This is a genomic window from Wocania arenilitoris, assembly GCF_021728535.1.
GTDB classification, from domain to species: Bacteria; Bacteroidota; Bacteroidia; order Flavobacteriales; family Flavobacteriaceae; genus Wocania_A; species Wocania_A arenilitoris.
The window spans coordinates 1-22,507 of the sequence record NZ_JAKKDU010000023.1 but is presented as its reverse complement, the minus strand read 5'-3'; the positions used below and the strand labels follow the sequence as shown (position 1 = coordinate 22,507).

Genomic DNA, 22,507 nt, shown 5'->3' with positions numbered 1-22,507 from the left:
AAATGTAATGTGTTAAAATCTAGATCAAAATCAAAATCTTGTGATTATTATTTGATATTTATTCTATCACAAACGGCTATCCATACAGTTAATTAATTAGGGATTATTTTTAAGAAGAACTATTTAAAACAATCCCTAATTCAAAACTTTATCTTTATTGGTTTATTGCGGTCTTTACAAATATATCTGCTATTTCAGGTACATTTGCACCGTTAGTGTTTTCTTCATCAAAAGGGTATAAGAAACGCTCTGGGTGTTTTGAACCCACATTGAAAGGGACAGGCACTTGTATAGCAACTGGATCCTTTTTCATTCTCCTTAAATCATTGAATCCTAAAACAGTAGTAAAGAATGTTGCATAGCGCTCTTCAATAATTTCTCTTAATAAAGCGTCTTCTTTAGATAAAGAACTATCTGCATTTTCAATGCCGCCAGCTAAAAAGTCAGCTTCAACATAATCGTCATAAACACCTGTGTTTACAGGGAAATAAACACCATTTCTTAAATTAGCACGATGCTCGTTTAATTTCATTAATGCTGTATCAAAATTACTAGCACTAGAGCGTAAAGAAGTTTCAGCCCAAATTAATAAATTCTCCTGTAAAGAAATTTGATTCATTGGTTCATCAACACCAGCTATTCCTGAGTCATTTATATCCGTTCCATCATAATAATAAGCGGCTCTATCTACTTCATTAGTTTTTGCATTATTCCTGCTTTCAGAGCCAGTACCCAATAAATCAATTAAAAAGGAGCCATTCGCAGCTATAGCCCCACCTGAAGTAGATCCCGTAATAACTTCATGCAATAAATTGGTGTCTGCTCCTAATGTGTTTGGTGGTAAATATTTCATGGTCTCCGTTGAAGACGAAATACCATTTTGTGTGGCAGATAATGCATTAGCATAATCTCTAACATCTAAATACAAACGTGCCTTTAATGTGTAAGCCGTTTTAATCCAATTACCAGAATCTCCTCCAAAGAAAATATCTTCACCTATGCCTCCGCTTGTTCCTGCATTTTGCAAATCTGAAATAGCCTCGTCCAATAAATCTTGAAGTGCCATATAAACACTCACTTGTCCATCGTATTTTGGAGTTGGAATATCATTATTAGCAGCCTCGCTAAAAGGGACATCCCCAAATATGTTGGCAGCTGTCCCAACAGCATGTGCCTCTAATACTTTTGATGCTCCGTAGAAAAAGTCCTTGTTAGGCACATCAATACCACTTCTTAGCTCTCTAGCTTGTTTTACAACGCCTTGGTAAATATTATTCCAAGGTGTATTAGAATCTGTATTTATATATTCATAATTTTGAATAAAGTTAAGCCTATCTGCTCCAACAAAATAGCCTGAAGCAACACCTCCTGCTTGACTTAAAATACCTGATTGCCCTGCAATATCTGCAAGTTGAATTCCTGTAAACAACACTTCGCCACTAACAGTAGCAATTTTATTTGGATCGACATCATTTATATCCTCAACTATACTTTGACACCCAAAAAAGCTGAAGAGAATTGTTATAATAAAACTTATTTTAAATAATTTCATAATTAATTTTTTTAGAATGTTATATTCAAATTAAACATATATGACTTTGTAGAAGGATTGGTGTAATAATCTAAACCTCTAGAATTACCAACACCTGCAAAATTCTTATCTGGATCATTACCTATAACATCTGTCCACAAAACTAAATTTCTTCCAGTTACACTAAAATTAACGGCTGATAACTTTAATTTATCTAGTATGTTTTGACCTAAAGAATAGGTTAATGTTAATTCCCTTAAGCGCGTCCAAGTTGCGTCTTGTAGCCACAACTCACTAAATCCTCTGTTTCCTGCTCCATTCCCTCTATACCAACTTTCTTCTAAAAGCACATTTCCTGCTCCAAAATCGTATAAGTTACCTCTTACCACATCTCCAGCAGCATAAGCATTACCATTAACGTCAACCACACCTCCTGCTGGTATTGTTGCTTTATTTCCAGATTCTAAACTATGACCTCTTTGTGTGTTTATTTGTCTGGTAATATCATAAAAATCTCCACCTTGTGAGTGCTCAAATAGCACATTCATGGACACATTTTTATATGCTAAATTAAACCCTAAACCACCTGTCCAATCTGGGTTTGGGTCGCCTATAATATCATATACTGGTGAGCCTACTGGAAAACCATTAGCATCTAATTCTATACTTCCGTCTGCGTTTCTTGGCAATTTTCCTCCAAATAAGGCACCCATTTGATACCCTACAGCGGCCACAGAATCTCCTGTTCCAAATCCAGTTAAGGGTTGAATATCGGCTCCTGATAAATCTGTAACTTCATTTTTATTGGTTGCAAAATTTCCATATGGAGAAAAGGACCAATTATCATTATCTCTTAATAGTTTAGCATTAAACTCAAATTCAAAACCATTATTCTCAATTGCGGCTCCATTGGTATAAAATGAAGTAAAACCACTACTCGCTGACTGATCTAATGTTAATAAAATATCTTCAATATCATTATTATAATATGTAAAGCTTGTGGATAAAGCATTGTCGAAAAAACGCAATTCTAAACCTGTTTCTATTTCTGTTTTTATTTCTGGTCTTAAATTATTATTACCCCTTCTGTTATCTAACCTAAAACCACCTCCGTTAGAGGTTGAGCCTAAAGTTCCTGCTAGACCTCCGCTATATGAAAAATCGCCTTCATAATTTGTTGAACTTCTGTATAAGTCTGGTTGGATACCTACTTTTCCCCAACTTAACCTCACTTTAGCAAAACTTATAAAACTTTCTTCTGGGAAGAATTTAGCATCAGAAAATTGCCATGCAGCACTTGCTGCTGGATAGAAAAATGGTTTACCTATTGTAGAAGCTGCCTCAACGGTTCCAGAAACATCTATAAATAACTGATTAAACACACCAAAATTTGCTGTTGCAAACCCTCTGTTAGATCTTCGGTGAGTTATAAAGTTTTCTGAAGTCGTTTCTCTAGAATTAGTCAAATTATAAATTTCTTGATCAACTATAAAATCATTTCCTATTGCTGTTGTTCTATTAAACTTTCTGTCATTTATATTCCATCCTAAAACATAAGATGAAGTAATATTTTCTGAAAGATCAATATCATATTTAGCAATGGCATCAAAATTTAATTCTGTTCCTGATAAATTTTCTTGCAGCAAACTACCATCTATTCTAAATAACGGAGGTGTTGTTGTTCTTGCTGATCCTTTTGGAAAAAAATAAGTCCTAGCGTCATTATAAGTATCAACGCCTCCTCTTAATTTAACATTAAGCCCTTCAATTGGAAAAACGTCAAGTTCCGCTGAGTAAATGTGTCTGTTTACTGTATTTGGCGCTTTCTGTTTATTGGTTGTCCATAGTGGATTATTATAACGTGGTCTATTACTTGCTCCAATAGGGTTTCTGTAAGATCTATGACGCCCTGCTATTTCTGCTCCCGTAGCACTTACATAAGTCCCTGTATAATCTGAAATATCAAAATCTGGAGGCGTTCTATAAAAACCTAATAACAAACCTGCTAAATTAGAATTTTGTTGAATCCTATTTGCTCCAATTCTAGAGTATTTCCCTTTTAGCTTTAAACTGATAAAATCATTAAACTTTCTGGTAGCACTTATATTTACGGTATGCCTTTTATAATCATTATTTCTAACAACCCCTTCATGATCTGTATTTCCTAAACTAAAAAATATATTGCCTTTATCATTTCCACCACTAATACTTAATGATTGTTCCAATAAAAGACCTGTTTGAAATACTTGATTAAAGTTTTTATCTAAAAAAGTTTCTCTTGACCGCTTTCCTCCGTGAGGATCAGTTGAACTTCCCCGTGCTATAGGATAATATATTGTTCCTGTTTGATCACCAATAAAATAAGCACCATTTGTATCTACTACATCTTCGCCTCCAGCTCTGTCTGATATTTCATCTCCCCAAGCCCTTAAAAAACCTTGTCTATAAACACCTGAAGAACCTGGTCCATAGTTTGATTGTAAAAGTTGAGTTTCAGTAACTTCATCAAATGCTACGGATGTTTTTAAAGAGACTCTAAAACCTTTTTTTCCTGATTTAGTAGTTATAATAACAACACCATTTGAGGCTCTTGAACCCCATAATGCAGCCGCCGAAGCACCTTTTAACACTTGTAAAGTTTCAATGTCGTTTGGATTAATATCATTTAAACGAGACTGTTGCGAAGTACCATTGGCAGTTGAGTTACTGCCCCCTCCATTATTATTACTGTTACTAATAGGAATTCCATCTACTATTATTAGTGGTTGTGTATTTCCAGAAATAGTATTAGCACCCCTTATTCTAATATTAGATCCAGAACCTGGATCTCCATTACTACGAGTAATATTTACACCAGACATTTTACCTTGTATCGCATTCGCTACGGAAGTCTCACCAGAGCGTGTCATTGCTTCTGCTTTAACGCTAGAAACTGCACTTCCTAATTTATCAGTCTTAACCGCAAAACCTAATGCATTTATGACAACTTCATCCAAACTTGCAGCGTCTTCTTCTAATGTAACATTAATGACAGTTTGATCTGCGACAACAATTTCAACTGTTTTAAAACCTATATAACTTACAACAAGAATAGCTCCTTCTTCTACATCTAAACTAAAGTTTCCATCAAAATCTGTGGAGGTCCCAGTTGATGTGCCTTTAACTATAACATTTACCCCTGGTAATGGAACCCCATAATTATCAGTTATAGTACCCGTTAGACTTTTTTGTTTATTTTTTTTAATTATGATATCTGGCTTTTCATTTATAACAATTGAATTGTTTTCTGAAACCTCAAAATTATAATTGCTAACTGAAAAACATTTCTTCAATAATTTATTTAGCTTGATGGTTCCTTTAGTTACATGAACCTTAGGCAAGCCTTTAAATAAGTCTGTTTGATAAATAAATTTATAATCTGTTTGATTACTTATTAATTTAAAAACCTCATCAATGGTTACAGTCTTATCTTGGTCTATTTTAACTTTGATATTTTGAGATAAAATATTGTTCGGTGTTAAGCTGAAAACTACGGAACAGAAAAAGAATATTAAAGTTTTCATGACGTTTTTTAGCAGTTTCGTTCTAAGAAAAAACAAAACGTTAGTTGGTTTAATTTTCATAAATTTGCATGTGTTAATTAGTTACATTTAATTGATTAATTACCTAAAGGGGGAGGAAATGTTGGTGGTGAGATATTAATACTTCCGACCCTCTTTTTATTTTAATATGATGGTATTGTTATTTATTTCATATGCATTAATAATTTTTGTTTGTTTAATTAATTCTAAAATATCTTCTATTTTTTGGTCTCGGCTTAACTCTCCATTAAATTCTGTGTTTTCAAAAGATTTATTTTGAAAAATTATGGTAACATCGTACCACCTAGAAAGTACTTTCATTATTTCTTTTAACGGCTTTTTGTAAAAAACAAATTCTCCATGAATCCAACTAATTTCATTATTAACATCAACGTGTTTAATATTTATTGTTTTGGAGTTAACATCAATTGCGGACTGTTGGTTAGGTTTTAAGAACTCAATTTTGTTATCGTTTTTAACCGAAACTTTTCCTTCTACTAATGTCGTATAAATAGTGTTTTCATCTTGGTAGGCTTTTATATTAAGTTCTGTTCCAAAGACTTCAATTTCTTGAATATCTGTTAGTATCTTAAATTTTGACCCTTTGTGTTTTGTGCTCGGAGATATATCAAAATAAGCTTCACCATAAATAAGCTCTACTTGTCGTAGTTTGCCATCAATAAAACTTACAGGGTACTTTAATTGAGATTCAGAATTTAACCATACTTGGGTACCATCAGATAGTTTTACGAAAAATTGACCACCGCGAGGAATCGTTAAATAATTGTATGCTATCTCGGGGGATGTTTTATTTTTAGAGACACCATAGACTATTTGCTTGCCATTACTTTTAGCATTTTTAGTTTTAAAAGTCTCTCCTTTTTCTAATGCTACCACAGAACCATCACTTAGTGTTAGTGTTGCTTTATCAGTCCCAGCTTCTATAGTATTTACAATTACGGGGCTATTTTCTATAGGACTATTGAATATATTATCTCTGAAGAAGTAACTCGAAGCCAATACTCCAATAAGAACAGCTGCGGCTACGTATTTTATTATACTATTACTCTTGCGCTTTTCTTTTCGAATACTACGAACAATCTTTTCCTTGGCCTTTTTGATATCATACTTACTCACAACCATATTAGAAAAAGTATTGGCCTTTATGTATTCAAGAAACAATATTTCATTTTTAGAATTACTTATCCATAATTCTAACTGCCTAAGCTCATCGATATTAGCTTCATTAGTAAGAAACTTTGTAATTATTATTTCAATTTTTTTATCCATTTATTTTACAGTGTCTATAGTTGTATAACGAAACTAAAATTACACCACCACCACGCTTTATTAAAAAAAAATTAAATTTGTTTTAATTAAATTTCATATTATCTAATTGCGCTACGTGTTTTCCAGTCAAAAAAAACTTATCAAACACCTTAAAAAAGGTCATACTGGTGCATATTCTTTTTTGGTAGACCTTCATTATAAAGAGTTATGTGATTATGCTAGTAATCTTGCCAGAGATAACTTTAAATCAGAAGATATCGTTCAAAATGTTATTGTTAGAATGTGGCAACAACGTGAAAAGTTAAACACCAATATTTCTATTAAGAACTACCTTTATAAATCGGTTTATAATGAATTTATTGATCAATACAGAAAAGAAGTAGCTGTCACTAAACTAGAAAAAAAGTATATAGAAAGTTTGGATACTGTTATTGAAGTGCAAGATGTTACTGAAATAAATCGACTAATGAAGCTTGTGCAAAATGAAATTGAACGATTACCACCAAGGTGCAAAGAGACATTCTTACTTAGTAAACAAGAAGGTCTTACTTATGTTGAAATTGCTGAATATCAAAACGTGTCTGTAAATACGGTTGAAAAACAAATGGTTAAAGCATTATCTATTATAAGAAAAAAAATGAAAGAAAAAGTGATGTCAATTCTATTTTTGTTGTTTGGCACTAAAAAAACTTAGTTAATAATAGAATATTTTGTCTGTCTTTTGATTACAAATTCTCCGTTTCGTCTATTTTCATTGTTAATAATACCAAATTGAATATCCGTAATTTGCCATAATTATAAAAAATGTAGAAGTAGAACCTCTTTAAGAAGTGGAACTATAATGCAAAGCTCAAATTTATCATTTTTGGTTTGGTATAAAACCATGTTTCTATTAAGTGCCACAAAAAAAGGTTTTTCATCAAAAGAAATCCAACGTCAATTAAGTCTTAAACGCTATGAACCCGTTTGGGCTATGGTTCACAAACTACGCAAAGCAATGGGTAAAAGAAATGCGATGTACACTTTAGAAGGTATGATAGAAATGGAGAAGGTTACTTTACAGTAGAATCTTCTGAAATAGAACAAGATAAAGGTATTAGAGGACGTGGTGCGGTAGGAAAACAAAATGTAGCTGTTATGGCAGAAAGCACTCCTTTAGAAGATGAAAAAGGTAGTGTACAACGCCAATGTCGTTACTTTAAAGCTAAAGTGCTGCAAAGCCATAAATCAGAAGATATAAATCAAACTATAGAAGCATCTATTGATGAGAAAAGTATTGTCTTTACAGATAAAAGGACATCATATGTTGATATTGCTGACTTTATTGAATTGCACATAACAGAAAAATCTGATAAAGAAACAACTAAGAAAACGCTAAAATGGGTACACATAACCATTAGTAATGCAAAGCGAAACTTACTAGGTAATTATCATAAAATTAAAGGGAAATACCTACAACTTTACCTTAATGAATTTGTTTACAAACTTAATAGAAGATACTTTGGAGATAAACTCTTCGATAGACTTGTTATTGCTAATATTACTGGGTTATGATTGAAAACGGATATTCAAAAATTTTTATCCCAAAAAGCTCAAATTTATCTAAAGGGTTCAATGATAGCTAAATCACTTATACTTTTTTGTACAATAAAAAGTCTTAAAAGAAAATTTACTCTTCGCTATTAATAATAGTAATGGCAGCTTTCATATAACCCATGGCAAAAGCCATGCCCGCATACCAAGAACCATCGCATGTCATTTGCGGTGTGTGATCTGGAATCATCACTCCTTCAAAATTGTTCGTTTTAAGAATTCTTAAAATTTGTATCATGTCAATATCACCATCATCTACAAACACTTCTTTATAATTAGGTACTTTGCCTACAACATTTCTAAAGTGGATATAGGCTATTTTATTTTGACTGCTATACCGCTCGGTTGCTTCATGTACGTCGCCATCTGTCATTTCAGCTATAGTACCTAAACAAAACTCAAGTTGGTTGCTTTCACTTGGCTTCATATCAATTAATTTTTGATACATGTCTGGTTGATATACCAAACGAGGTGTTTGTCTGATATACGGCATCGGGGGATCGTCGGGATGTGCTGCCATCTTAACTCCGGCATCTTCTGCTACTGGAATGATGTTATCTAAAAAATATTGTAAACGAACCCATAATTCTTCATGGGTAATTTTAGGAAGTGAAGCCCCAGTTGCATTTTCATCATATACCATGTTCCAAACCATTCCATTTGGTATCGGGGTTTCATCAGCTTGTCCTTCCATTCCAACAGAAACGGCACCACCCCTTGCATAGGCTCCCACAGTTCTACTGGATACACCTGCCAACGAAAAATTATAGCCAAATACTGGAATCCCTGCTTTTCCAACGATTCTAATTTGTTTTTTTATAAGTTCTATTTGAGCTTCTTTTTTGGGACCGTCCAATAAAACATCATGCCACATGGCAGGATCAAAATTTTCAATCCCTTCCAGTTCTAAACCATGATTATTGATTTCTTTTTTTATTTTCAATAAATATTCCAAACTCCATAGCTTTCCATCACCGGCAGTTCCCCATCCTTCTTGTTGACCAATAGGTTGATTTGCATTTTCTTTATTATTTTTCTCATGCCCAAAATAATCTACAAGATGTATGATAATATGCGTTGCCCCACATTGTTTTGCAAAACGGTAATGGGCATCATTGAGCATGTGTTTATATAATCCAAATCCTAATTTCATTTCTTCTTATATTAAAAAAGTTGCTAAATCGGCAATTAATCCTTCTATCCCTAAACTGCTGACATAAATTGAAAATACTAAGATCACACTAAGTATAATAAAGTCATAAATACGATTTACATTGCTACTCATCAACGCTTTTTTTGAGGTTAAATAAAATATACAGGCTATCGTAATTGGAAGTATTATGGCAATACATGCCTGAGATAACATAAGCACAAACACAGGCTTAAAACCAAAAGCAACACCAAAAATACTTACAACAGATAATACAAATAAAATGATTCTGTATTTTTTTGTTTGAGTATTTCTTTCTTCGTTTTTATAATCTATTATCAACCAAGGAATCACTAGTAAATTGGGTAAATGCGATGATAATCCTGCGGCGACAATACCTATAACAAAAACTCCTAATGCTGCTTTTCCTGCAATTGGCTCAAGTAATGGCACCATCTCCGCAACATTATTCATTGTTAATCCTTGTACATGCAATGTCGAAGCGGCAGTAATCATTACAGCAGCACTGATAATAAACATCATGGAAGCACTAATAAATGCATCTCGTTTTTGAAGTTTTGTATCTTTTATTTTCCAACCAATTTCTTTTACTATCTGAGAACGAATAATAAATGTAAATACAGATACCGTAGTTCCAACCATACCAGCTATAATAATTAAAGGACTGTTATCGCTTCCTTCTGCAGTTTCTGGTAATGTAGGCACCAAGCCTCTAGCTAATTCGTCTACAGATGGGAAGTTGATAAACATTGTGGCAATAAAGGCAGTTCCCATAATGGCTACAAATACCGCTAACACTTTTTCGAAAAAAGCATAGTTCCCTACCCAAAGTAATATGTAAATACTTGTAGCGATGCTTATTGCCCAAAATAGTGATGAAATACCAAGATCTAATATGCTTGTAGACCAAACTTGCAAAACATCCGCCAGAATACCTACCAAGCCCATTAATGCACTTAATATAATTATAGATAGTGCTGTTATTAAAATGATAGCAATGCTAGGGTGAATGTATTTTTTTATACCTTGAATAATAGTATCTCCTGTCACCATGGTATATTTGCTAAATAGTACGATGAGGTAATAGGTTATCAAACAACTTATAAGAACAGTCCAAAGGAGATCTAATCCAAAATTGGCTCCTGCTTTAGACATGGATGTGACACTTCCTGTGCCTACATTGTATCCAATCAGGAAAATCCCAGGCAATATACTGGCAATAAGTTTTTTAAATTTTGACATTTTTTGTCTTTTTAAATTATTCTATTAAAAGCCAATAGAATTCCCTCCATCTACAGGTAAACAGATACCCGTAATAAATACTGAAGCGTCTGAAGCCAAAAATGCTGCTGCTTTAGCAATATCTGATGGGGCTCCAAAACGCTGTGCGGGTGTTCTTGAAAGAATCTTGTTTTCTCGTTCTGGATCTTGTGCCATGGCATTTCTGAACATTTTTGATTCTATAAACCCTGGGGCAATGGTATTAAACCGTATACCTGTATGAGAATACTCAGAAGTTAAAGCTCTAGTCATTCCTAAAAGAGCTGTTTTAGAGCTGCTGTAGGCAGCAACCAAAGGAATTCCATAAAGAGCAGCCATAGAACTGATATTAATGACAGAGCCTTTTTCTCTAATAATCATATATTTTAAAACCTCTCTTGTTAGAGAAAAAATGCTATTAACATTCGTGTCTATTACTTCTTGAAACTCTTCATCGGTGACTTCAATTGAAGGTTTTTTTTGATGTTTTCCAGCGTTGTTAACCAGAATTTCAATAGGGCCTATTTTTTCTTCTATATTTTTTACAAGGTTATGGTGCTCACTCTTTTTAGTAACATCATTAATGTAAAAAAAGCAATTTGTCCCTAACTTCGATTTTGCTGCTTCTAATTTCTTTGAGTCGCGTCCTGTTATAACCACTTTGGCCCCAAGCTTTATGAATTGTTCTGCTATGCCAAGACCTATACCAGAACCTCCTCCTGTTACCAAAGCGACCTTATTTGTTAAATCTGTAATATTCTCTATGTTATTCATCATTGGTGTTTATTGTATTAAAAATCAAAATAATTGTTTGCATTATTATAAGATATGTCTTGTACAATCTTCCCTAACAGATCTGCATCATTTGGAAGCTCTCCATTCTCTACGTCTGTTCCAATTATCTGGCATAAAATTCTTCTAAAATAATCGTGTCTGGAATAGGACAAAAAACTACGTGAATCGGTAAGCATTCCAATAAATCGACTCAGCAAGCCCTGGTTTGACAGTGTGTTGATTTGTCTTATCATACCATCTTTCTGGTCTAAAAACCACCAACCTGAACCATATTGGATTTTACCTGGCACAGAGCCATCTTGGAAGTTTCCAATCATGGAAGCTACCATTTCATTATCTTTTGGGTTTAGGTTATATATAATGGTTTTGGCTAATTGGTTATCTTCTTCTAATCGGTTTAAAAAGATTCCCATAGATGCGGCATAACTAAAGTCAGCAATGGAATCAAACCCACATGCTTTTCCTATATTCCGCACACCTTTAATATTCACATCTCTTAGAGCACCTATGTGGTATTGTTGAACCCAACCTTTTTCGAAATTCCAAACAGAGAATTCATACAACAAGGCACTCATTATTTTTTGCTGATCACTATAAGACAGCTTTTTTCCCATTCTTATTTTTAAGAAAATCGAACTTATTTCTTGCGTTGTGTATACATCTATTGGGAAAGGAAATTCCAATCCGTGATCTGCAAGTCTACATCCTTTATCATGAAAATAATCATGTCGACGTTTAAGTACTTGTAAATAATCAGAATAAGAATCTATAGCGCTTGAACTAAGTTCTTCTAAGCTTCCTAGATAACGATTAAATTCTAGTGGATCTCTTACATCCATAGCTCTATCTGGACGCCACGACATAGAGACTATAATTTTCAAATCGCTTTGTGTAATTTGTTCATGCCAGTTTAATGGATCTATAGGATCGTTTGTTGTACAAACCTTTTCAACATTAAAAATTTTCATGATATTTTGAACAGATAACTCTCCACTACTTAATTTCTCAGAAGCTCTATCGTAAATGTTCTTTGCTGAATTTTCATTTAAAATATCCTGAATTCCAAATGGATTTTTTAATTCTAAATGTGTCCAGTGATACAAAGGATTTCGAATGGTATATGGCACTGTTTCGGCCCATTTTTGGAATTTTTCCCAATCTGTAGCTTCCCCTGTAATGTATTTTTCAGAAATCCCATTTGCTCTCATGGCTCTCCATTTGTAGTGGTCGCCTTCTAACCATATTTGAGACAAGTTTTGAAAGATTCTATTTTCTGCAATTTCCTGAGCTTCTATATGACAATGATAATCAATGATAGGCATCTTTGATGCATACTCATGATACAATGTTTCGGCAACACTATTGTGCAATAAAAAATTCTGATCTACTATTGGGTTTCTCATCAATAAATCGTTAATGTTTTCAGTTAAAAATTAACATGTTATTCCTATTCGTGATTTTGCTTAGAGACGTATCAAAGCTCTTACATAATTCCAAATTTATTAAATGCATCAACCGTACTCATGCCATTTTGTAATGCCTTTTTCACATGCTGTTCACCTCGTGCTTTTTCTATAGCTCCTTCAAAAGCTTGCCTTTCTACCTCTTGAGGAACAATTAACACCCCATCACGATCACCATAAACTATATCTCCAGGATTTACTCTAATGCCGTTGAATTCTATGGGCACACGATAATCAATGACTTTTCCTCTTGGCCCTTGGTCTTGCGCATAAGAACCTAAAGAAAATGTTGGGAAGTTTAAGTTCTCAATTTCATTAGAGTCTCTTGAAAATCCATCGACAACAGCGCCTACCGCTCCTAATTTCAGAGCCCTTGTGCTCATTAGTCCTCCCCAAAGAGCATAGCGAGGCGATGAGCCAGAACATATATAAACTTCATTTTCTTTAAGACTGTCGAGAGCTTCAAACATAATTCCAAAAGGTTTTTTCATTAACTGATTGTTGGTTACGTTTGCAGATTCTTCGAATACATCTGCCTCTAAAACGGGCATAGCCCTGCCTATAACAACCATGTCGTTACGTAAAGGTTTTATGTTTGGAGAAATAAATTGGTGTAGGTATCCTAATTTATCTAATACATCTCCAACAAGTGCCACAAATAATTCATTTTTAGCTATTTTAAAAAGCTCGTCATCGGTTTTCCATGTCTGCATGTTTCTTACTTTAATTAAAGTTTGTCTGTTTATTTCTAATATTTCATCAAAGTATCGGCATCCAGTTTTTCGACTTTCCATTCATGCATTACATCTTTAAAGCCTTTTTCTGAAGGATGTCCGTAAGTTTTATTGTGATATAAATAGGCCTTTCTTCCAAAGCTTTGATATCCGACATCTTTTTGATACATATGCCTAGCATACTAACCACCGCCAAGTTCGGGGCGCGACTGCGCACCCCAATGTGACAAGATACCAAATCTGGCTTCAGTGTACCATGTAGGGAATTCCTATATTTCACGTAATTCTTCCCAGGACAGATCTTTATTTTGTGCATCAGAGATTCAATAAAAAAATGAAAATAATAACACCAAAACAGCATATTTAATTCTACTCATGATTTATTAATCTTTATATTTTTCGGTACTTATCAACCGAAGCACCAATACCTGTTTCAGGATTACCGTATATATCCAAATGTCCGCGGATAGCAAAACCGTTGGGTTCGTAAATCGTGGCACACGAAGGGCTGGTCTTTTCCAGTTCTTTCCATTCTTCCCAAAGTTCATCGTACCGTCCTATTGCCTCTCTTATTTTATTCTTTTCGTATTCTCCTGTTTGGTCGCCAATGTGCCCAAGCAGCATCACAATCCAGCCTTTTTCAATAATCTCATATTTTATCCTTCCATACTTTGCTGAGGTAACAAGGTATTCATTTAGAGATACATCTTTTGTCTTAATTTCCCCTGCCATTTCTTCTATCCGTTTCCACATGTCAACACTTTCTTTCTTTTCAGCCAAAACAGCCTCTACAAGCCCTTCCTTAATAACGTAATCAAAGTGTTTTTTTAACATTCCTGATCCATGTATATACTGATCTCTGGTCCACACCACACTGTAACTACCGTAACGCGTATATTTCCCTCGTAATACTGCTTTTGCTGACAACAAACTTATTTCTCTAAGTTTTGGAATATCATCATCCGAAAATCCTTTGTACCTTGCAAATTCAGTGAAAAGCTCCTCTTCAGACCTGCTGGTATTTTGCGCCCATTTAGACATTACGTAAGCATTCTGTTCTGCCCAAAACTCATTTTTTAAATGAGGCCCCAGCCAGCCTCCCCCACGAGACCAGGTCCAAACACCTGCAAATATATTGGAATCTTTTATATCATTCAAACTCTGAGTTTGTTCTGGCTCCATAAGATAATCATACTCTTCAAAACCTTCAATCACACCTTTTGCAATGTAATTGGGATGAGCCTGCTTCCCTTCATACTCTCGCTGACATTGAACCTCCACAACCTGTTGATGGTTTCCGATTGCAAGTGTTTGATTAAATCTTACGGTTCTGAAAAAATCACCATGAGTATGCTTAACCGCAAATATCAAATTTGGGTGAGGTTCAACCTGATTGGTTACTGCTAGATAAGTTGCAGGATCATATTGAAAAATATCATGTACCCATGTCCTGTAAAAAAGCGTTTTGTTTCTTTTTACACAAACCTCTTCGCGTAAGATTTTTAACAATTCTATATTGTCTGGAATACTTTTTTGTCCCTTTCGTAGCGGACTGTTTCCTAGATGATGTGGTGTATCGTGTAAATAAGTCTCTCCGAAACGTAACATTAGTCCATCAAGATCAGGAAATGTTTCAAAAATCTCTGCTATTTGAATTCTCAAAATCTTTTTGGTCATTTCTTTTCTGATATCTGGTTTATGATAATTCTCTGAATCCACTTTATCTATAAATTCATCGGCTACCATTTGTTTACCATACTTTTTCCAAACTGATTTTGGAACAACCAGAAAATCGGTAAACGGGTAGAGCTTTACACCTGCTTTTTGGGCTTCTTTAATCTTCTGGTTAAGCTTAACAGCGTTGGTTTCTATCCATTTTCTTTCTTCAGAACCTTCGGGCACAATACCTTTATCAAGTAAATCGTAGGTTATACCACATTGAACATACCAATGGGGTGTCATCCCGTTAAAGCCCATCTCTTTCACATATTTAGGATTGTTAAATTCTGACACTCGTGGTGTAAGACCTAAATTGTTATATACCATATCCATAATGTATTTCGAACTTGTAGCTCGTTTGGATATTTTACTATCTTTTTCTATACAAGAAAGAATTGCTGTAATCAGAACAAGTAAAATGATTAAGTTTTTCTGTGTTGCTTTCATTTTTAATTTTTTTAATTAAAAAACTAAACGATTAATATATGCTTTGAGGAGCTATCTACTTCCAGTTGTATTGTTCTTTTGAAATTTCAAACCTTTGTTCTCCTCCCTTTTTTATAGTTACAAGTTCGAAAGCCACCAACCATTTTATTGGTCAGTTGGTAAAATCCTAAGTAGTGCGATAAATATGTGAATATCATCGCAATCCCTCTGCCCTGTATTCCTAAAGGTAGAGTTATATGTATAAACTCGTTATTTGAAGTTTCGATTTCTTTTTAAAATTATCTCGTATCTAATCTGTTGATTACCCAAATACATTTTATAATACAGGTAAAAATATAACTACAAAATTTCTTTTCAGTATTAATTTATGTTGTTATTGAAAAGAAATAGAATGGTTAGTTTTGGCTATACCAACCATTCTATTTAAAAAACAATCTAAAAAACTAACTAATAATAAACTAATTTAATACGCTTATAAATACTAAGCTTAATTATATTTTTTATTAAAGGTTAACAAAACGGTCTTAATTATAATTAGGATTTTGTTCAAGTACCTCTTGTGTATTTCGTTCAATTTCACTAAAAGGAATTGGAAATAAATTATTATGAGGCTGTACTGTGTTTCCTGAAAATGGATTACCCAAAACCGTTCTATCATAAAGCTTATCCAATCTACTCAATGTCATCCTTCTTTGCTCTTCCCAATTTAATTCTCTCATGCGCTCATCCAATATATAGTCTATATCTACATCTGCTGGATCAACAGGGATAGCATTAGCTCTGTTTCTAAGCATATTGATGTCGGCAGCCGCTTTATCTTCCTGTCCTCCTTTACCCAAGTACGCTTCGGCTCTTAATAAATAGGTCTCGGCTACTCTCATTAAATACCAATCTGCATGTGTTTTTCCTGAATTTGAGGCCATTAATCCTGTTGACGGATTAGACATGGCTGCAGTAGGGTGATCATTTTTTGTAGTTACCTTAGTTATATAAGGATGAAAATCTCTTAATGTATCCTGAGCAGACAGTCCATCAAACCAACTTTGAGGATAATCACTCGTTTTTATTCCAAAATAAGCTGACGATGGGTTATCAGTAACCCAATATCTTTGAATGTTTCTATTGTTATTACGAACGTCTACATCCCAATTGCCTCCTTTTTCCCATATAGTATGAGTAAAGTATGGCGTAGGCCTTATAAAACCTACTGGTCTACCACCATTCTGTGTGCTAGCACCAAAAAATATTTTTACGCCATCTGGGTCATTTACAAACCAGTAAAGAGGACCGTAACACCTTTCGTACAGGAAGCCTTCGGTATTGTTGGCTACAGCTGATCCACCAGGAACATCAAATTCAGATTGTAAAACCAAAATACCTTCTGTATTACCACTGCTTCTATTTTGATTAAATCTTTGAAACAAATCCCAATACGGATCACCTTCATCTCCTGCCCTATTTCCAAAACGTGTTGTCATAAGGGCAATATTAGGATCATCGATAACACTAGTAGCCGCATCAATGGCTAAGTCCCACTCTTTAATAGTAATATAAAGCTCAGATAATGTATGCAGAGCTGCAGCATTACTAACCCTACCCGGTGCATCAACTTCAGCTACACTTGGTAAATTTTCGGCAGCAAATTTTAAGTCTAGAATGGCCTGATTCAAAGTTTCTTCTTTTGTGGATCTTACAAAATCCCTTCTGGGACTTGTAATCTCCTCAAGCACTAGGGGAACTCCACCATATAAATGTACTAAGCAACGATAAGCATATCCTCTAAAAAATAAGGCTTCAGCAATGTGCGCATCTTTTTCAGCTTGACTTGAATACACTACATTTTCAATTCTGTTAAGCACAACATTAGAAGTAAATACAATATCATACAATTGAGACCAATAGCTAGATACAATTCCCGTAGTAGGAAGCAAATTGGCAGGGTAATTACCAAAATGGCTATCAGCAGGATTCCTACATGCCATTCCTAAATCTGTCCCTACGTGCAAGTAAGCTGTGTTTTGCCAATTACCATCATTAAACCTCAAAAGTCTTCTATATTGAGAAAAAAGCGTTGCCTCAATATCTTCTGGTTTAGTAAAAGAATTCTCTGGACTTAAAAAATCTAGAGGGGTCTCTAATAATATGTCTTCATCGCATGCACTTACACTAAAAAAAATAAAGGCTGCTATAATAATTTTATAATATTTCATACTTAAATAATTAAAAAGTTAAATTTAAACCAAGGGAAAAACTTTTCATCACTGGCAAACTATATGAAGTAACACCGCTAGCTGTTTCAGGATCTCCTCCAACCCAATTTGTCCAAGTAGCTAGGTTTTTACCACTAATGTACACTCTAGCAGCATCAATTGCTAAGTTTTTAACCAAATTAGCAGGAAGGTTATACGTAATATTTACATCTTGTAACCTAACAAAACTTCGTTGTCTATATATTGGAGAATTAATTGGATTATTATACCTTAATCCAGAATATTCTGCATTCGGGTTTGAAGGTGTCCAATAAGAGTATTCTCTTGGCATATTCCAATTATCTGAATTATTAGAACCCCAAACTGGTGTATTACTGGCATAATAACCACTTTTACCTCCTTGTATTGAATTAATAAAGGCACTCGCAGTCCAATTTTTATAACTAAATTCGTTATAAATACTAAACCTATAAGCTGGTTCTGTGTAACCTATAATTGAACGGTCTTCCAATGGTGTAATCAAGTCATCACCATTAAAATCTCTAAGTATATATTGACCTGCACGATAACCGCTTGGAATATTATCTCCTACTTGATAAATTCCATCAACCGTATAATTATATATAGCGCCAATTGCTTCTCCAATGAACAGCCCATTTGCAATTAAATCATCTTCGACTCCATCTCCATCATCATCCCTACCCAAGATGCTCACAATTTTGTTTTTATTTCTTGAAAAAGCTACGGTACTTCTCCATTCAAAATCATCTGTTTTAATGTTTGTAGATGAAAGTGAAATTTCCAATCCGTTATTAGCAACTTCCCCTATGTTAGTTGGTAAGGTAGAAAAACCTGTAATTCTAGGTAAATTAACATTAAACAAAATGTCTTCAGTTGTGTTGTTGTAATAATCTATAGACCCGCTTAATCTATTATTTAACACACTAAAATCCATCCCAACATTTAATCCAGTTGTTGTTTCCCAGCCCAAATCGTTATTAGCCAAAGCTGAAATATATTGACCATAAGCAGAATCTCCACCGTCTCCAAAGACATAAAGAAAACGCCCAGATACTCTTGCTAAAGTTTGATACCTTCCTACTGTACGATTACCACTTTTACCGTAAGAGCCTCGGAATTTTAGATTATTTACCCAAGGCAAAGCATCTGCCATGAATTTCTCATTACTAGGAACCCAGGCAAGTGCAATGGAAGGGAATGTTCCAAATTTATTGTTAACACCAAATCCAGAGAAACCATCTCTTCTAAATGTTAGTGTCGCTAAATATCTATCATCGTACCCATAATTTAATCTACCCATTTGGTACAATGCATCTTCTTGAAAAGCACCTGAACTAACTAATTGTTGATCGGTTGCTCCACTCTCTAAGCTATTGTAACCTAGTGCCTGATTAATAAATATTCCTGAATTGGCATTTGTATTGTCTCCACTACGACTTTCTTTACCATAAAGCAAAGTTACTTTTACATCGTGTTTGTTATTAAATGTTCTTGAATAAGTTAGAATGTTATCAATAGTTTCATCAGTGTTCAGACTGTTATTTTTATATGCAGAACCTTGTTCGGTATTTCCAAATTTATCAAACCGATAGTTTCTTCTTGTTCGGTAATTGGTTGAATAGTTAAGGCGATATGATAATCCTTTAACAAAAGGGATTTGAATTTCTGTAAAAAAAGTAGCAAACAAATTCAATCTTTTATCTAGATCGTCTATTTCTAAATTAGCTAACGGATTTCTTACAGCACCCTGTGGCCAAAGATTTAATGTGCCATCATCATTATAAGGAGCCACCAATGGAGCTAATAAGTGCGCACCCCATAAATCTGTTGAAACACCAGAATAATCTGAAGAAGACATAAACGTTTGAAGTCCTATATTCCAACCATCTGCAATTTTATTCTCAAAATTCACCCTCAGGTTTACCTTACTAAAATTGTCATTCTTCATATAACCTTTATTCTCTGTATAACCCGCAGATAGATAGTAAGAGCTCTTTTTTGTACTACCCGCCATACTTATATTGGTATTTTGAATGTAAGAGTTTTGTGTTGTAAGATCTAGCCAATCAGTATTTGTACCATTATTAAAACCTTCTCTTACCTCGGGATAAACAAATCTAGTTGTAGGATCAAAACTCGGATCTCTTTCAGTATAATCTGGAGCCAAAAATGCTTCTTCCCAATAATAATTACGAGTTTTATTTATATAACCTTCCCTAGTTGATGGATTTATCATCCTGCTAGGGGTTTGAACTGAAAGATAACTAGAAAAATTAAAAACTGGCTTTCTTTCTTCTCGTCCTGCTTTAGTAGTGATGATAACTACTCCATTCGCTGCTTGAGAACCATAAATAGCTTTAGAGCTAGCATCCTTTAACACATCTACAGATTTAACATCTGCATTATTTATATCAACTAAACTACCCCTATAAATTATTCCATCAAGAATAATTAGAGGATTCGAAGCACCAGAAAGGGAAGTCCTTCCTCTTACAGATAAGCCTGGATTGCCACCAGGACTAGTTACCGCTCCAACATTTAGACCAGGAACAGTACCTTGTAATGATTGCACAACACTTACATTTGGTTGATTTTGAAATGCTTCAATATCTGCCCTAGCAACAGAACCAGTAAGATCCTTTCGTTTTACAGTACCATAACCAACAACTACAACTTCATCAAGATTAGAAACATTTTCTTGTAATACTATTATCACCTCATCTTGATTTGCTACTGAAATTTCCTGAGGCACATAACCAAGATATGAAACGACAAGTATAGCTTTAGAAGTTGTCAAGCTAATAGAAAATTTTCCGTCAAAGTCTGAAACAACTCCATTGGTTGTTCCTTTTTCAAGAATACTTGCTCCCGGTAAAGGATCACCATTAATATCTTTAACAGATCCTTTTATAGATTGCTGCAAAGCTACAGTTTCAAAATTTAAATTTTCAGAATACCCTTCTGCTTTCATTGATAAAATCGAAATACAACACAAAAAAACTGTTACCTTCAATTTTAACTTGAGTTTGGTTTGGTTACTTAATAATAACCTTTTAGTATTTTTTTTCATACATTATTGGTTTTAATTAATTAATTTAGTTTGCTTCATTGAGAATGAGTTTAAGACCACACTTGTCTGCAATTAGTTATGTAAAAATAGTTTAAGGATCTCTCATTGTCTAGTGAAATATATTTTGATTATGATGATATATTTACATATTATTACATATAGCACTAAGGAATACTTATTGAATTTATACAATAAACGTGTATACAAATAAGGTTACACATGTAATGTTTTATTTTTTTTAATGCAAAACAAGAGAAGTCAAAATTTATTCTTTGCAAAATTGATTAACAAAATAAAAATTTTAGAGTAGATTGTTATAGATATATTTTTATAGTAGTTAACTAAATTCCAATGTATTAATTTGCTTAAAAATTTATTTTTTTACAACAATTTAGGTTAAAAATAAGATTGATTGAATAATTGTTCCGTTTCTGTAATTAAAAACATACAAATTATTACTTTTGAATATAACATATTCTATAAATTTATTTATGTCACTATATAAAAGCTGAATTAAGCATTTTTATACTCTTATAACATTTTATTTATTTATTATATATTTACATATTAAAAAACTTTGTTCATGGAAATATTTTATGAAAAAATTCCATTTCCAATTAATTCTTCTCTAAGAGCTAGAAATATTAAAATTCAGCATTTTACTATTCCTCTACATCAACATGAAGAACTAGAAATTGTTTATGTGTTAAAAAGTTTTGGAAAAAAATATATTGGGGATTCTATAAAACCCTTCAAAAAAGGAGATTTGGTATTGGTAGGAAGTCGTCTACCGCATACTTGGAAAAATGATGAAATATTTTATAATAATAAAAATTACACTACCCAAGTTATAGTTATTCAATTTCCAACAAATATTATAGATTATTTTTCAAATTACCACCCTGAATTGTTTCATATTTCAAAAATGTTAAATAGTTCAACACGCGGTATTTCATTTGGAAACAAAGTAGCAGACAAAAACCATTCACTACTTATTTCCTTATGTAATTCAAGTGGGTTTGATAAGATTATGAAATTTACTCAGTTGCTACACAACTTATCTGTTTCGGAAGATTTTGAATTTCTTGCATCCTTAACGTTTAAAAATTTAGAAAATAATTCGTTTAAAAGAATAACTCAAACACTTGATTTCATTTCTCATAATTTTAAAAAACAAATATATCTTGATGACTTAGCATCAAATTTCAACATGTCTAAATCTGCTTTTTGCAATTATTTTAAAAGAAAAACTGGGAATACTGTAATAAGCTATATAAATGAACTTAGAATTTCATTTGCTTGTAAATTATTAATTGAATCCGATAAAAACATTATTGAAATTGCCTATGATTCAGGTTTTAATAATATTTCTAATTTCAATAGGGCTTTTAGAGTTATTATTGGAAAAACTCCACGTGAGTATAGAGCATTATGGTCTAAATCTAATTGAAATAATTTTGATCTTATGGATGACGAAAACCAAGCAAATATGTAGCTTACAAGATATAGCTAAATCATTGTAATTTGTCATATTTTTTGTATTTTGCAGTATGGCATATTCATTAGATTTCAGGAAACAAGTCTTTAAAGTAAAGCAAAAAGAAAAGCTTACTTTTGAGCAA

At 33.4% G+C, this 22,507-nt stretch carries 13 protein-coding genes and 2 pseudogenes; 3 read left to right on the top strand and 12 right to left on the bottom strand.

Going from position 1 to position 22,507, the window contains the following annotated elements:
• Positions 1 to 154: 154 nt before the first annotated feature.
• The 3 genes from L3X37_RS14735 to L3X37_RS14725 all read right to left on the bottom strand — a co-directional run bounded on the left by L3X37_RS14735 (position 155) and on the right by L3X37_RS14725 (position 6,402).
• Positions 155 to 1,552, bottom strand: coding sequence for a SusD/RagB family nutrient-binding outer membrane lipoprotein (locus L3X37_RS14735; protein WP_237240932.1), 1,398 nt, complete (start codon positions 1,550 to 1,552; stop codon positions 155 to 157).
• 11 nt (positions 1,553 to 1,563) lie between these two features.
• Positions 1,564 to 5,094, bottom strand: a complete 3,531-nt coding sequence (locus tag L3X37_RS14730) for a SusC/RagA family TonB-linked outer membrane protein (RefSeq protein ID WP_237240931.1) — start codon at positions 5,092 to 5,094, stop codon at positions 1,564 to 1,566.
• Positions 5,095 to 5,250: 156 nt separating this feature from the next.
• Positions 5,251 to 6,402 carry a FecR family protein gene (locus tag L3X37_RS14725; protein ID WP_237240930.1) on the bottom strand — a complete coding sequence of 384 codons (1,152 nt, stop codon included), beginning with the start codon at positions 6,400 to 6,402 and terminating at the stop codon, positions 5,251 to 5,253.
• Between the two features lie 115 nt (positions 6,403 to 6,517).
• Here L3X37_RS14725 and L3X37_RS14720 point away from each other — a divergent pair, with 115 nt between their 5' ends.
• Together L3X37_RS14720 and L3X37_RS14715 are read left to right on the top strand one after the other, a co-directional pair.
• On the top strand, positions 6,518 to 7,096 hold the full coding sequence (locus L3X37_RS14720) for an RNA polymerase sigma factor (protein WP_237240929.1): 579 nt from the start codon (positions 6,518 to 6,520) through the stop codon (positions 7,094 to 7,096).
• Positions 7,097 to 7,201: 105 nt separating this feature from the next.
• Positions 7,202 to 7,956, top strand: a pseudogene (locus tag L3X37_RS14715) (IS1595 family transposase); the annotation flags it as partial.
• A 115-nt stretch (positions 7,957 to 8,071) separates the two neighbouring features.
• On the opposite strand, the gene L3X37_RS14710 reads toward L3X37_RS14715, so the two are convergent.
• The 9 genes and pseudogenes from L3X37_RS14710 to L3X37_RS14675 form a co-directional block, all read right to left on the bottom strand.
• Complete coding sequence (locus L3X37_RS14710; RefSeq protein ID WP_237240928.1) at positions 8,072 to 9,118, bottom strand: mannonate dehydratase; 1,047 nt, start codon at positions 9,116 to 9,118, stop codon at positions 8,072 to 8,074.
• Between the two features lie 36 nt (positions 9,119 to 9,154).
• Entirely contained in the window at positions 9,155 to 10,408 is a 1,254-nt protein-coding gene (locus L3X37_RS14705) for an Nramp family divalent metal transporter (protein WP_237240927.1), read from the bottom strand.
• A 24-nt stretch (positions 10,409 to 10,432) separates the two neighbouring features.
• Positions 10,433 to 11,203 (bottom strand): SDR family NAD(P)-dependent oxidoreductase, encoded by a 771-nt coding sequence (locus L3X37_RS14700; protein ID WP_237240926.1) that lies wholly within the window; start codon positions 11,201 to 11,203, stop codon positions 10,433 to 10,435.
• 14 nt (positions 11,204 to 11,217) lie between these two features.
• Entirely contained in the window at positions 11,218 to 12,624 is a 1,407-nt protein-coding gene (uxaC, locus tag L3X37_RS14695; protein ID WP_237240925.1) for a glucuronate isomerase, read from the bottom strand.
• An 80-nt stretch (positions 12,625 to 12,704) separates the two neighbouring features.
• On the bottom strand, positions 12,705 to 13,478 hold the full coding sequence (locus L3X37_RS14690) for an RraA family protein (protein ID WP_237240924.1): 774 nt from the start codon (positions 13,476 to 13,478) through the stop codon (positions 12,705 to 12,707).
• Positions 13,479 to 13,600: 122 nt separating this feature from the next.
• A pseudogene (locus L3X37_RS15500) lies at positions 13,601 to 13,675 on the bottom strand (hypothetical protein); the annotation flags it as partial.
• Positions 13,676 to 13,808: 133 nt separating this feature from the next.
• Positions 13,809 to 15,464 (bottom strand): hypothetical protein, encoded by a 1,656-nt coding sequence (locus tag L3X37_RS14685; RefSeq protein ID WP_237240923.1) that lies wholly within the window; start codon positions 15,462 to 15,464, stop codon positions 13,809 to 13,811.
• A gap of 644 nt (positions 15,465 to 16,108) precedes the next feature.
• The gene (locus tag L3X37_RS14680; protein WP_237240922.1) at positions 16,109 to 17,794 is read right to left on the bottom strand and encodes a RagB/SusD family nutrient uptake outer membrane protein; all 1,686 of its coding nucleotides are present in this window, start codon (positions 17,792 to 17,794) and stop codon (positions 16,109 to 16,111) included.
• 10 nt (positions 17,795 to 17,804) lie between these two features.
• Complete coding sequence (locus tag L3X37_RS14675) at positions 17,805 to 20,885, bottom strand: SusC/RagA family TonB-linked outer membrane protein (RefSeq protein WP_237240921.1); 3,081 nt, start codon at positions 20,883 to 20,885, stop codon at positions 17,805 to 17,807.
• A 583-nt stretch (positions 20,886 to 21,468) separates the two neighbouring features.
• Here L3X37_RS14675 and L3X37_RS14670 point away from each other — a divergent pair.
• A complete protein-coding gene (locus L3X37_RS14670) occupies positions 21,469 to 22,335 on the top strand; it encodes an AraC family transcriptional regulator (protein WP_237240920.1) in 867 nt (288 codons plus the stop codon).
• The last annotated feature ends 172 nt before the right edge of the window (positions 22,336 to 22,507 follow it).

Excerpts from the sequence above, each read along its gene's own strand:
- L3X37_RS14735 (WP_237240932.1), bottom strand. The coding sequence starts at position 1,552 with ATGAAATTATTTAAAATAAGTTTTATTATAACAATTCTCTTCAGCTTT.
- L3X37_RS14730 (WP_237240931.1), bottom strand. The coding sequence starts at position 5,094 with ATGAAAACTTTAATATTCTTTTTCTGTTCCGTAGTTTTCAGCTTAACA.
- L3X37_RS14725 (WP_237240930.1), bottom strand. The coding sequence starts at position 6,402 with ATGGATAAAAAAATTGAAATAATAATTACAAAGTTTCTTACTAATGAA.
- L3X37_RS14710 (WP_237240928.1), bottom strand. The coding sequence starts at position 9,118 with ATGCTCAATGATGCCCATTACCGTTTTGCAAAACAATGTGGGGCAACG.
- L3X37_RS14705 (WP_237240927.1), bottom strand. The coding sequence starts at position 10,408 with ATGTCAAAATTTAAAAAACTTATTGCCAGTATATTGCCTGGGATTTTC.
- L3X37_RS14700 (WP_237240926.1), bottom strand. The coding sequence starts at position 11,203 with ATGATGAATAACATAGAGAATATTACAGATTTAACAAATAAGGTCGCT.
- uxaC (WP_237240925.1), bottom strand. The coding sequence starts at position 12,624 with ATGAGAAACCCAATAGTAGATCAGAATTTTTTATTGCACAATAGTGTT.
- L3X37_RS14690 (WP_237240924.1), bottom strand. The coding sequence starts at position 13,478 with ATGGAAAGTCGAAAAACTGGATGCCGATACTTTGATGAAATATTAGAA.
- L3X37_RS14685 (WP_237240923.1), bottom strand. The coding sequence starts at position 15,464 with ATGGTATATAACAATTTAGGTCTTACACCACGAGTGTCAGAATTTAAC.
- L3X37_RS14680 (WP_237240922.1), bottom strand. The coding sequence starts at position 17,794 with ATGAAATATTATAAAATTATTATAGCAGCCTTTATTTTTTTTAGTGTA.
- L3X37_RS14675 (WP_237240921.1), bottom strand. The coding sequence starts at position 20,885 with ATGAAAAAAAATACTAAAAGGTTATTATTAAGTAACCAAACCAAACTC.
- L3X37_RS14670 (WP_237240920.1), top strand. The coding sequence starts at position 21,469 with ATGGAAATATTTTATGAAAAAATTCCATTTCCAATTAATTCTTCTCTA.